General features: G+C 62.0%; 12 protein-coding genes and 1 tRNA gene. 4 read left to right on the top strand and 9 right to left on the bottom strand.

Annotated features, from left to right (window positions below):
* Nucleotides 1–6: 6 nt before the first annotated feature.
* The 4 genes from hisD to ACD590_RS01345 form a co-directional block, all read right to left on the bottom strand.
* Complete coding sequence (hisD, locus tag ACD590_RS01360; protein WP_439002003.1) at nucleotides 7–1,305, bottom strand: histidinol dehydrogenase; 1,299 nt, start codon at nucleotides 1,303–1,305, stop codon at nucleotides 7–9.
* Nucleotides 1,306–1,361: 56 nt separating this feature from the next.
* Nucleotides 1,362–1,793 (bottom strand): DUF2948 family protein, encoded by a 432-nt coding sequence (locus ACD590_RS01355; protein ID WP_018244705.1) that lies wholly within the window; start codon nucleotides 1,791–1,793, stop codon nucleotides 1,362–1,364.
* Between the two features lie 157 nt (nucleotides 1,794–1,950).
* On the bottom strand, nucleotides 1,951–3,243 hold the full coding sequence (murA, locus tag ACD590_RS01350; RefSeq protein ID WP_018244704.1) for a UDP-N-acetylglucosamine 1-carboxyvinyltransferase: 1,293 nt from the start codon (nucleotides 3,241–3,243) through the stop codon (nucleotides 1,951–1,953).
* 107 nt (nucleotides 3,244–3,350) lie between these two features.
* Nucleotides 3,351–3,545 (bottom strand): hypothetical protein, encoded by a 195-nt coding sequence (locus tag ACD590_RS01345; RefSeq protein WP_028731527.1) that lies wholly within the window; start codon nucleotides 3,543–3,545, stop codon nucleotides 3,351–3,353.
* A 152-nt stretch (nucleotides 3,546–3,697) separates the two neighbouring features.
* On the opposite strand from ACD590_RS01345, the gene ACD590_RS01340 reads away from it, so the two are divergent.
* Nucleotides 3,698–3,772: transfer RNA gene (locus ACD590_RS01340), tRNA-Thr, on the top strand.
* A gap of 257 nt (nucleotides 3,773–4,029) precedes the next feature.
* Entirely contained in the window at nucleotides 4,030–4,272 is a 243-nt protein-coding gene (locus ACD590_RS01335) for a DUF982 domain-containing protein (RefSeq protein ID WP_018244702.1), read from the top strand.
* Between the two features lie 291 nt (nucleotides 4,273–4,563).
* Here the strand turns inward: ACD590_RS01335 and ACD590_RS01330 are convergent, their stop codons facing one another.
* Together ACD590_RS01330 and ACD590_RS01325 are read right to left on the bottom strand one after the other, a co-directional pair.
* Nucleotides 4,564–4,824, bottom strand: coding sequence for a hypothetical protein (locus tag ACD590_RS01330; protein WP_018244701.1), 261 nt, complete (start codon nucleotides 4,822–4,824; stop codon nucleotides 4,564–4,566).
* Between the two features lie 116 nt (nucleotides 4,825–4,940).
* Nucleotides 4,941–5,201: a BON domain-containing protein gene (locus ACD590_RS01325; protein WP_018244700.1), complete on the bottom strand. Its 261-nt coding sequence runs from the start codon at nucleotides 5,199–5,201 to the stop codon at nucleotides 4,941–4,943.
* Nucleotides 5,202–5,380: 179 nt separating this feature from the next.
* On the opposite strand from ACD590_RS01325, the gene ACD590_RS01320 reads away from it, so the two are divergent.
* Nucleotides 5,381–5,647, top strand: a complete 267-nt coding sequence (locus ACD590_RS01320; protein WP_439002002.1) for a hypothetical protein — start codon at nucleotides 5,381–5,383, stop codon at nucleotides 5,645–5,647.
* Between the two features lie 107 nt (nucleotides 5,648–5,754).
* Complete coding sequence (locus tag ACD590_RS01315) at nucleotides 5,755–7,815, top strand: ATP-dependent helicase (RefSeq protein WP_182563799.1); 2,061 nt, start codon at nucleotides 5,755–5,757, stop codon at nucleotides 7,813–7,815.
* A gap of 11 nt (nucleotides 7,816–7,826) precedes the next feature.
* On the opposite strand, the gene ACD590_RS01310 is transcribed toward ACD590_RS01315, so the two are convergent.
* The 3 genes from ACD590_RS01310 to galE form a co-directional block, all read right to left on the bottom strand.
* On the bottom strand, nucleotides 7,827–8,879 hold the full coding sequence (locus ACD590_RS01310) for an enoyl-CoA hydratase/isomerase family protein (protein WP_439002001.1): 1,053 nt from the start codon (nucleotides 8,877–8,879) through the stop codon (nucleotides 7,827–7,829).
* 81 nt (nucleotides 8,880–8,960) lie between these two features.
* Complete coding sequence (locus ACD590_RS01305) at nucleotides 8,961–10,922, bottom strand: putative bifunctional diguanylate cyclase/phosphodiesterase (protein ID WP_047617029.1); 1,962 nt, start codon at nucleotides 10,920–10,922, stop codon at nucleotides 8,961–8,963.
* Nucleotides 10,923–11,030: 108 nt separating this feature from the next.
* Nucleotides 11,031–12,065, bottom strand: coding sequence for a UDP-glucose 4-epimerase GalE (gene galE / locus ACD590_RS01300; RefSeq protein ID WP_026188615.1), 1,035 nt, complete (start codon nucleotides 12,063–12,065; stop codon nucleotides 11,031–11,033).
* Nucleotides 12,066–12,128: the final 63 nt, after the last annotated feature.

Genomic DNA, 12,128 nt, shown 5'->3' with positions numbered 1-12,128 from the left:
GCGCCCTCACCTTTCGAGGTTGAGGCGGATCGCGACCGATCGCGCATGGGCATCGAGGCCTTCGGAAACGGCAAGGGCGATCGCCGCCGGGCCGAGGGTGCGCAGCTGCTGCGGGCCGAGGCGCAGGATCGAGGTGCGCTTGACGAAATCAAGCACCGAAAGACCGGACGAGAAACGCGCCGAACGCGCCGTCGGCAGCACATGGTTCGAACCGCCAACATAATCGCCGATGACTTCAGGCGTATGGGCGCCGATGAAGATCGCTCCGGCATTGCGGATGCCGTCGAGCAGCCGGTCCGGATCGACGACGGCGAGCTCCAGATGCTCGGCAGCGATGCGGTTTGCCAAGGGTATGGCCTGTTTCAGATCGGCAACCAGGATGATCGCGCCGAAATCGCGCCAGCTTGCTGCCGCCGTCTCAGCCCGGTTCAACGTCTTCAGCTGGCGTTCGACCGCCTGCTCCACCGCCTTGCCGAATGCTGCATCGTCGGTGATCAGGATCGCCTGGGAACTGACGTCGTGCTCGGCCTGCGCCAGGAGGTCGGCGGCGATCCAATCCGGATTGTTGTCCTTGTCTGCAATGACAAGCACTTCAGAGGGGCCGGCGATCATATCGATGCCGACGGTGCCGAAGACATGGCGCTTGGCGGCAGCGACATAGGCATTGCCGGGGCCAGTGATCTTGGCGACCGGGGCGATCGTCTCGGTGCCATAGGCAAGAGCCGCGATCGCCTGGGCGCCGCCGACACGGTAAATCTCGGTGACACCGACAAGCTTGGCGGCGGCAAGCACCGCCGGATTGACGGCGCCGCCAGTGGCAGGAACGGCGATGACGATGCGATCGACACCGGCGACCTTGGCCGGCACGGCGTTCATCAGCACCGAGCTCGGATAGCTCGCGGTGCCGCCCGGAACATAGAGCCCGACCGCTTCGATCGCCGTCCAGCGCGAGCCGAGACCGACGCCGAGGTCATCCTCGTAGATATCGTCCTTCGGAAGTTGCCGGCGATGGTGGGATTCGATGCGCAGTGCGGCGAGCTTCAACGCGCCCAGCACTTCCGAGGGCACCGCTTCGACAGCAGCGTCGATTTCCTCTGATGTGACGCGCATCGGGACGGTGGCGAAATCGATGCCGTCGAATTTCAGCGAATATTCGGCAAGCGCGACATCGCCACGGGCTCTGATATCATCGATGATGGCGCGAACGACGATGTTCACATCCTCGGAGACTTCACGCTTCGTCGTCAGAAAGGCGGCAAAATGCTGCTCGAAACCTTCCGATGCCTGATCCAGCCAGATTGCCAAGGCCGATATTCCTTCTCAACTCGAAACTGCGATGTTCAAACTCAAGGAGTCAAGCACTAGAGGTGGCGAGGCTTCGAGGAAGCCTCCCAGGCGCCGCCGATATCGGCCAGCTGGACCTCGATGCATTCGACATCGAGCGCAATCGAAGCCGTGCCCGACAGCGACAGCTCGATCGTGCCCTCCGGCCCCTCGCCCTTCTTCTCGAAGCGCAACGCCAGCAGCGACAGCACCTCGTCCCGCTTCTGACGGTCGATGCCGAGCGAGCGGACGGCAAGCGCGCGCTTGAAGACCAGGGCAGCGCGGCGACGCTCGAAACCCCTGCGCTTGCGCTCGGCACCTTCCCAGACGAAACGATTAACGGCAAGCGCGAACTGCGCGTCGCGCGGCGACCAGTCGATGTCGCCGACCTTGAAGACGCTGTCCTGCATATGCGCGGAAATGATCGCAAGATCCTCGTCATCGAGCGCAACAAGTTTCAGGTCGGTCATTCAGTCTCAATCCCATTGCCGGCCGAAGCCGGGCACCGCCGGAATGGCGATGCGTCAGACAAGGGAAATAAGGCGCTGCGGCCAATTACGCAACCGGGATAAGGATCGCCTTAGATCCGGATTCCGATTTAAGGAATTCTGCTCCAGCGCCCTCTCCTCACTCGCTGATGCGCTCGACGATGGCGCCGCAGCGGGTCAGCTTCTCCTCGAGCCGCTCGAAACCGCGGTCGAGGTGATAGACGCGGGACACCGTGGTTTCGCCCTCGGCGGCAAGGCCGGCGATGACCAGCGAGACGGAAGCGCGCAGATCGGTCGCCATGACAGGCGCGCCGCGCAGGCGCTCGACACCCTCGATCTTCGCCGTCTGGCCGGACAGTGAGATCCTGGCGCCGAGGCGGGCAAGCTCCTGCACATGCATGAAACGGTTTTCGAAGATGGTCTCGGTGACATGCGAGACGCCTGAAGAGCGGGTCATCAGCGCCATGAACTGCGCCTGCAGATCTGTCGGGAAGCCCGGGAAAGGATCGGTGACGATATCGACCGGCTTGATGCCGGCTCCATTGCGCTTGATGCGCATGCCATTGTTGGTCGACGAGATTTCCGCACCGGCGCGGCGCAGCGTTTCCACCGCGGTTTCGAGCAGCGCCACATCGGTATTCTCGAGCACGACGTCACCGCCGGCCATGGCGACGGCCATGGCATAGGTGCCGGTCTCGATGCGATCCGGCAGGACGCGGTGGCGGGCGCCGGAGAGCGAGGTGACGCCTTCAATGGTGATCGTCGCAGTACCCGCGCCCGATATTTTGGCGCCCATGGCGTTCAGGCAGTTGGCGAGATCGACGACCTCAGGCTCGCGGGCGGCATTGCCGATCACCGTCGTGCCGCGGGCAAGCGTCGCCGCCATCATCATCACATGGGTGGCGCCGACGGAGACCTTCGGGAAGGTGTAGCGTGCGCCGATCAGGCCGCCAGCCGGAGCCTTGGCGTTGATATAACCGGCATCGATCTCCATGCTCGCGCCGAGCGCCGTCAGGCCCTCGATGAAGAGATCAACGGGGCGCGTGCCGATGGCACAGCCGCCCGGCAGCGACACGCGGCAATGGCCTTCGCGCGCCAGCAGCGGGCCGATGACCCAGAAGGAGGCGCGCATCTTCGAGACCAGTTCATAAGATGCTGTGGTATCGACGATGGTGCGGCAGGTGAAATGGATCGTGCGCGAATAGGAATCTTCCTGGCGCTCGCGACGGCCGTTGACGGCGACATCGACGCCGTGATTGCCGAGGATGCGCATCAGCAATTCGACATCGGCAAGATGCGGCACGTTTTCGAGCGTCAGCGTATCGCTGGTCAGAAGCGAGGCGATCATCAGCGGCAGTGCGGCATTCTTGGCGCCGGAAATCGGAATGATGCCATTCAGCTCATTACCGCCGACGATTCTGATACGATCCATGTGCGCTTACGGGCAGCGCCCGCCTTTCCTGAAAGTTCTGCCTTGGAATAAGGAGTGAGGTGTTTAGGGGATTTCTCGACACGCTTCAATTCGCGACGGACGGAACATTACGATTCGTCCATTTTTGCGGCGGGCAGCCCATTTGTTTCGTCGGCCTGGCCCGAACGGCGGGCGCGGACCTGCTGTTTGCGTCGCCCCAGATTTTCCCTGAGCTTGTCGGCGGCGCGCTCGCGGCGCAGTTTCGCCTGTGCCTCGATCGCCTCTTTGCGGCTCTGCTGGCCGGATTCGGTCTTTTCGTTCATGGGAACAGGATTAGCTGAATTCGCGCCGATCCAAAAGGCCCTTCGCCGCAATCGACGCGAAGTTGGAATTTGCAGCTTGCGCTGGCCGCCAAGCTGTGGCAATAGCCCCCCGTTCTCGCGATTGAGCCACCCGGCTCGCGCGGTCTGGTCCTGCTGCCGTAGCTCAGTGGTAGAGCACACCCTTGGTAAGGGTGAGGTCGGTGGTTCAATCCCACTCGGCAGCACCAGTTTTCTTGAAAAGACAGTCAATCTCGACTCCACCCTTCCCGGCGAAAACACCTTATAAGTTGGCGTTTCTTATCAGTTGGCGTCCATAGGCTTTCCTGTCATGGGTCGAGGCGAAACCATTCGTCGCGGCATCAGTGACGATCCGCCCATTTGCCGACGGTGAAAATCGCGCTAGAGTATTAGCTATCGCAGAGTCTCCCCGGAGGAACTGGGAGATGTTGCGCTCATTTCTGTCGAAAATCGTGGAGGAGCGTCGATGGCAACTGAAAGATGGAACAGCCCGGTCAAGGTTGGTTTCGAAAATGCCGATGCGCGAACGGTCAATGGTCCGTTCGATGCGCTGAAGTGCCTGGCGGATCTCTGGCCGAGTGTGCGCGGGCTTCGTTATATCAAGGCCCGCAGCACCTGCCGGGCAGCGCTCGACGGGCGCAAGAGCGTGGAAGAGGCGAGAGCCGAGTTTCTGGCGGCAGCCGAAGAGGCGAAGCTGAAGCTTCATTGAACTGGTGCATAATCCTTTCCGAAAATCGATTCCGATTTTCGGGGTTATGCGCTGCACTTCGGTCAGGATTTCCAGGCCGCTTCAGGTCGTTCGTAAACGGAACGTGCCGGAACGGGACAATGCTTTAATTTTGCTTAACCCTGCATCGAACTCGCGCCGGGTTTTGGTGCAGCAGGCGTTGCGCCTGGTACAGGTGTATTCATAGAAGATGGCCAGCCATCATGATGATGGTTAGAGGCTCGTCACCTCTGCGGAAACGCCGGCGAGCCTCGTCCGAGTGAAGCGGATGTTTCAGCAGTCCGCGCCCCCCTCATTCTCCACTTCGACATAACCGACACCAATGATCGTGCCATCCGCCGCGCGGATGAAGGACGGCAAATACTGAGGATCTGCCGGCGTGCAGGCGACGGTCCCGGTATATTCGTTGAGGGCGATCTGGTCCTTCGGCAAAGCGGAATAATTCGTGCCGGTTTCCAGCGAGGCATGGGCGGAGCCGGCAAAGACACCGCCTGTTATCAAGGTCATTGCAGAGATGCGAAGAAGCGACTGCATGAGGGTCTCCAGCGTTTAGGTCCGGCCTTTCAACCCGTGGGAGGGTGTTTTGGTTCCCTTCATGCATCGCAAAGACATGAGCGCGCGAACCGGCGCGGCATCCCATTCTCAAGACTTCAGCGTCGCAGCAGGCGACCACGCACATAGCCTCGCCCGACGACGCCCTCGGCGATCTCGATCGCCCGCTCGACATCGCCCCGCCGGCGCACGAAACCCTCCAGGATGAGATAGGAGCCCGATATGCTGACGGTGATTTCGCCGGCTTCGAAATCGGCGGCCGCATGAAGGGCGCTCTCCACCGAGGCGCGCGTCGCGGCATCGCTGTGGCCCTGCCGGCCGGGCTCGTCATGCCCCGTGAATGCTGGAAAGCCGAGCACCGTGAACGTTTCCTGATGTTGGTTGATGTCTGTTAACGTCGCAGGTACGCATTTCGTTGCGTCCCCCGGAAAAGAAGAGCCTGCTCGACAGCGATACCTGCGCGGGCGGCATGGGCTACCCTTGGCGAAAGGTGCGGCGGCTTCCATATCTGGCTGCAGTCGAAAGAGGAATGATGACGATGAAAGCGCTTCTGCCTGCCTTGTTTGCCGGGGCATTGCTTGCCGGCTGCTCTTCGGCCGATACGCCGGCACTGGACCCCATTCCCGGCAGCATTACCTATGGCGGCCAGCCGCGAACGAAGCTCACCAAGTCGCCGGTCGGCAGCGCCGTCTACAACCAGTTCTACAACGGGACGGGACAGCGCGTGGAGGAAACCTATATCCTTCAGGCCGACCGCAGCCTGAAGCTGGTGCGGCGCGTAGTCGGTCCGGATTTCCCCGACTGAGATGTTGCTCGCGCGCCAGATCGCTTGACAGGGACGGCAATCGCGAACATTCAAGGAACATCTAATCTTTCCCCAGTGATTCTGCGGGAGCCCGACCGGACGGCTGGATGTATCTCGAAAAGCTCAATCCGCAGCAGCGCATGGCCGTCGAGCACGGCACGCTCATCGACGGCAACCATATTGCCGGGCCGCTGCTGGTCATTGCCGGCGCCGGCTCGGGCAAGACGAATACCTTGGCGCATCGGGTCGCCCATCTGATCGTCAAGGGCGCCGATCCCCGCCGCATCCTGCTGATGACCTTTTCGCGCCGGGCAGCCGCCGAAATGGCGCGGCGCGTCGAGCGCATCTGCCGCGATGTGCTTGGTGCGAATGCCGGCGTCATGGCGGATGCGCTTTCCTGGTCCGGCACCTTCCATGGCATCGGCGCGCGGCTATTGCGCGATTATGCCCAGCAGATCGGCCTCGACCCGGATTTCACCATCCACGACCGCGAAGACAGCGCCGATCTGATGAACCTGATCCGGCACGACCTCGGTTTCTCAAAGACGGAAAGCCGCTTTCCGACAAAGGGCACCTGTCTTGCCATCTATTCCAGGGCGGTGAATTCGGAAACCGCGCTCGACCTCGTGCTGCGCGACGTCTTTCCCTGGTGCGCGGCGTGGGAAAAACAGCTGCGCGAACTTTTCGCCAGCTATGTCGAGGCCAAGCAGAGCCAGAACGTGCTCGACTACGACGATCTGCTGCTCTACTGGGCACAGATGGTCGGCGAGACTGTCATTGCCGAGGATATCGGCAGCCGCTTCGACCATGTGCTCGTTGATGAATATCAGGACACCAACCGGCTGCAGGCCTCGATCCTGCTGGCGCTGAAGCCCGGCGGCCAAGGGCTGACCGTCGTCGGCGACGATGCGCAGTCGATCTATTCCTTCCGTGCCGCGACGGTGCGCAATATCCTCGATTTTCCCGCCGCCTTCAGCCCGGCCGCCAATATCGTCACGCTCGACCGCAACTACCGCTCGACGCAGCCGATCCTCGCCGCCGCCAACGCCGTCATCGATCTCGCCTCGGAGCGCTTCACCAAGAATCTCTGGACCGAGCGGCAATCAGCCGAGCGGCCGCGCCTCGTCACGGTGCGCGACGAGGCCGAGCAGGCGCGCTACGTCGCCGACATGGTGCTCGACAACCGCGAGGAAGGCCTCACGCTCAAGCAGCAGGCCGTGCTCTTCCGCGCCTCGCATCACAGCGGGCCGCTGGAGGTCGAGTTGACCCGGCGCAACATTCCCTTCGTCAAATTCGGCGGGCTGAAGTTTCTCGACAGCGCGCATGTGAAGGACATGCTGGCCGCCCTTCGCTTCGCGCAGAACCCGCGCGACCGGGTGGCGGGCTTCCGGCTGATGCAGATCCTGCCGGGCGTCGGGCCGTCGACGGCGCAGAAGACGCTCGACCTGATGGCCGAGGATGCCAGCCCGATTTCTGCTCTCGCTGCCATGCCGGCGCCGCCGCGTTCCGGCGAAGACTGGACAATGTTCGTCTCGATGCTGCAGGAGCTGAAGACCGGCAAGGCCGGCTGGCCGGCGGAAATCGGCCTGGCGCGGCAATGGTACGCGCCGCATCTGGAACGGCTGCACGAGGACGCAGCGACGCGGCAGGCCGACCTGTTGCAGCTCGAGCAGATCGCCGGCGGTTATGCCTCGCGCGAGCGCTTTCTTACCGAGCTCACCCTCGACCCGCCCGATGCGACCAGCGACCAGGCGGGCGTGCCGCTTCTCGACGAAGACTATCTCATCCTGTCGACCATCCATTCCGCCAAGGGCCAGGAATGGACGAGGGTCTTCATGCTGAACGTCGTCGACGGATGCATACCGAGCGATCTCGCCGTCGGCACCACCGCCGAAATCGAAGAGGAACGCCGGCTGCTCTATGTCGCGATGACGCGCGCCCGGGATGGTCTCGACCTTGTCGTGCCGCAACGCTTCTTCACCTATGGTCAGAACTCGCAGGGCGACCGGCACGTCTATGCCTCACGCAGCCGCTTCATTCCGGCGACGCTGCTTCAGTTCTTCGAGGCCTGCAGCTGGCCACAGATGAAATCGCAGACCGTCGCCCAGCAGCAGGCGCGGCAGGTGCGCATCGATGTCGGCGCCCGCATGCGCGGCATGTGGCGATAACTGGATAGCGTTCAGAGTGAAAGCGGCGGTTCGGCCGGTTTCAGGAAATTCTCGACCGTTGATGCCTCCACGGCCTCGACTGACGCCGGCGACCATTGCGGATTGCGGTCCTTGTCGATGACGGCGGCGCGGATGCCCTCGAAAAAATCGGGATTATCAAGCATCTGCAGACAGGCGCCGAGTTCGCGGCCGAGACATTCGGCAAGCGAGGCGCTGCGGCGGCCGGCCCTGAGCAGCCGTAAAGCGAGCTTGAGGCTGGTCGGTGAACGCGTCAGCATCACCCGGCGTGTCTCGGCGGCAAATTCGCCTTCCTCCCCGGCAAGCGCTGCCAGGATTTCCTCGACGCCGTCGAAACGGAATGCGCGATCGATCATTGCTGCGTTCTGCTTGAGCCGGCTTTCTCCCGCGAGCTCGGATAGCGCTTGTAACACGGCATCAACATCACTGGACGAGCTGCCACGCGGCAGGTCCGACAGAGCATCAGTCACCTCACCCAGCCGAGACGACGCGATCTGAAGGTCGGCAAGCCCAGCGTGGATCGCATCGGCCGCGCCAATATCAAGCCCTGTCAGACCGAGCCATGTTCCGGCTTCGCCCGGCGCGCGCGGCAGCAGCCAGGTGGCGCCGACATCCGGGACATAGCCGATGCCGGTTTCGGGCATGGCAAGCCGCGTGCGCTCGGTGACGATGCGGTGGCGGCCGTGCGACGACAGGCCGACGCCGCCGCCCATGGTGATGCCATCCATCAGCGCAACATAGGGTTTGGGATAGGAGGCAATCATATGGTTGAGGCGGAATTCCTCGCGCCAGAAGCTTGCCGCCAGGCCATCGCCAGCGCGGGCGCTCTCATGCAGGGCGCGGATATCGCCGCCGGCACAGAAGCCGCGTTCGCCCTCCCCCATCATCACGACGCTCGCCACCTCGGAATCCCCGGCAAAATCGTGAAGGGCCGCAGTGATCGTGCGGATCATCGGCAGCGTCAGGCTGTTCAGCGCCCGCGGCCGGTTGAGCCGGATCACCCCCGCGGTCTCCCGCCGTTCAATGATGACTTCGCCGTCTTGCATGGTTCACCTCATCCTGTTGAACCATGAATAGCCGACGATGCAGCATCGCTCCAGTCGATTTAAGACCGGTCGAAGATTGGTTCAGGCAGACAGCGAATTGCGGGCGGAGGCTGCGGCCTCGCACCGGGCGGCGTAATCAATGGCAAGTTCCAGCGGCAGCGGCCGCGAGAAATGATAGCCCTGCGCCAGACGAACGCCCATCGCCTTCAATCCCTCGGCGATCTCTTCGCTTTCGACGCCTTCGGCGACGGAGGCAATGCCGAGATTCTGGCACAGATTGGCGACCGAGCGGGTGATGTTCATGCAACGGGCGTCACGATCGAAATTCATCACGAAGGACTTGTCGATCTTCAGCTTGTCGAAGCCGAGACGATGAATATGGCTGAGGCTCGAATAGCCGGTGCCGAAATCGTCGAGGGCAATCGAGATGCCGGCGGCGCGCAGCATAGTGATTACCTGGTCGGCGGTGTCGAAATCGGAGAGCAGTGCCGTCTCGGTGATCTCGAATTCGATGCGCCTGGGATCGATGCCGGAGCGGGTGATCATGGCAAGCAGCGCCATCGAGGTCTCGTGGTCGCAGATATCGCGTGCCGAGAGATTGAAGGACAGCCTGAGATGCCGTGGAATGATCGCCAGCGCTTCGAGCGCCTTGGCGAAGAGGATGCGGGTCATGCGGCCGATGACTGCCGTGCGCTCGGCAGCGGGAATAAAGGCTTCGGGACTGATCCGGCCGAAGCGGGCGCTGTCCCAGCGGGCGAGCGCCTCGTAAGCGACGACGCGGCCGCTCCTCAATTCGACGATCGGCTGATAGTCGAGTTTCAATTCCTGGGCGAAGTCGTTCGCCTGCAGTTCGAGTTCGATCAGGTGGCGCTGGGTCAGGATCTTCTCGTGCTCGGCCGAGAAGAATTCGACACCGCTGCTGCGCTTGCTCTTGACCTGATAGAGGGCGAAGTCTGCTTTCTCGTAGAGATCCTCGGCCGTGTACTCGCCAATATCGGGATAGACGATGCCGCAGGAACCGAAGACACGGACCGAGCCGTCGGGGATTTCGTAGGGATCGCGGACGGCAGCACAGAGCGCCTGACCGAGATCGGCGATCGCCTGGCGTGTCATCGAGCAGGGGAAGATGATACCGAACTCATCGCCGCCGAGACGAGAGACGATGCCCTCTTCGCCGACCAGCGTGACGAAGCGGCGGGCCGTCTCCTTGAGCACGAGATCGCCGGCGGCATGGCCGAAGACGTCGTTGACAGGCTTGAAGCCATCGAGATCGAGAATGCCGAGGACGGGCGGCGTCGACGGATCCTTCTGCAGCCGTTTTTCCAGCGAGAGAAAGAAGCTGCGACGATTGGCAAGGCCGGTCAGTTGGTCATGCAGCGCGTTGCGGCTGTTGACGAGGTTCAGCTCCTCGGCTTCCGCCTGCTTCTGCTTCAATTCCTCGGTCAATTGCACGAGACCGACGAAATTCTGGAAATAGCTGTTGATCACCCGGAGGAAAGGCAGAATCAGGAAGAGGCCGCTGACGGCAGTCGCGACGAAAACGGGATTGCCGGAGAACATGAAGGTCGCAACCATGGCCGAGAAGGTGATCACAGTGGTCAGCGCCGCCGCTATCGGCAGATGCATCAGGCAAAAGATGCAGGAAATGCCTGTCACGACAAGGAAATAGGCGATCTGCCCCTGCTGGGAAGCATCGCCATATTGGTAAAGCGCGATTGCCCAGCTGCCGAAAGCGACGGCCAGGATGGCGGCGCCTGATATGGTGATCTTCATCAGCCTGTATGCCCGCTCGGCGGTCACGTCTTCCTTGCCCCTGATCTCCCACCAGCAGAGACGGAAGACGCAGACGACGCTCAAGGTCACGGGAATGTAGAGCGAGAGCCAGAGGGGCGCGGATTTGAGGTGGGTGATCGCCACCGCAAGGGCGTTGATGATCAGCAGGACATAGAGAATGGGGATCTGCGACGACAGGGCCTGGAACTGCGCCAGCAGAAGCGTCGGATTGTCTTTTTGCAGCTGCAATGAGGCCAGAAAGTTCTTCATCTTCTCTTTTCCGTTGGCCATTGCCAGCCAGAGAAAGCTTGATTTTTCCTTATTCACGTAACGGCATTGGGCCCCCGCATGGGCGGGGACCGTAAACAGGCTCCAGCATCAGAAAGAAGCGGCGGCGAGTGCCCGGTGGATGCTGTGCAGGTCGTCGACGCTCTTGTTCGACAGGAACAGTTCCCAATCGAGCGAGCTCTGAACGATGGTTTCGAGCGAATCGTATCTGGGCTTCCAGTCGAGCACTTGCCGAGCGAGCGAAGCGTCTGCGACGACGCTTGCCGAATCGCCGGCGCGCCGCGGCGCCATATGGATCTTGAAGGAATGCCCATGCAGGCGGGTGACCATGTTCAACACGTCGAGCACGGAATAGCCGCTGCCGTAACCACAATTGGCGACGAGCGAGCCCTTGCCTCTGCGCAGGTGCTGCAGCGCTTTCAGATGTGCATCCGTGAGATCGCTGACATGGATGTAGTCGCGCACGCCGGTGCCGTCATGGGTGGGATAATCGATGCCGTAGACATTGACGCTGTCGCGCCTGCCGAGTGCTGCCTCGCAGGCGACCTTGATGAGGTGCGTGGCGCCTGACGTCGACTGGCCGGCACGGTGGTGGGGGTCGGCGCCGGCGACGTTGAAGTAACGAAGCGCGACATAGTTGAAATCATAGGCGGCGGCGGCATCGCGCAGCATGAACTCGGTCATCAGCTTCGACTGGCCGTAAGGATTTTCCGGATTGAGGGGGGCGGTCTCCTTCACCGGCAGGTCGGTCTTTTGCTGACCATAGACGGCCGCCGTCGAGGAGAAGACGAAGTTGCGGATACCGGCCTTGACCGAAGCACTCAGAAGCGCCCGGGTCTTGCCGGAATTGTTGTCGTAATAGGAGAGCGGATCGGCGACCGAGACCGGGACGACGGCGGAGCCGGCGAAATGGATGATCGCCTCGATGTCGTTTTCAATGAAGACCTTTTTCAGTATGTCGGGGTCGGCAATGTCGCCGAGATAAAAACGCGCCGCCGGCGCCACGGCCCAGCGAAAGCCTGTGGAGAGGCGATCGAGCACGACCACATCCTCGCCCGCATCGAGCAGCGCCCACACCATGTGACTGCCGATATATCCGGCGCCGCCCGTCACCAAAACCGCCATGTCCCGCATCCCTGCTTTCGTTTTTATAAGCAGGGGCATCAGGCGCCGGTTTTTCTTTCCAAT

It is taken from the genome of Rhizobium sp. 862_C5_N1_2, assembly GCF_051811205.1.
GTDB classification, from domain to species: domain Bacteria; phylum Pseudomonadota; class Alphaproteobacteria; order Rhizobiales; family Rhizobiaceae; genus Rhizobium; species Rhizobium leguminosarum.
Note: the sequence above shows the minus strand (reverse complement) of the source record. Positions and strands in the feature narration are given on the sequence as shown.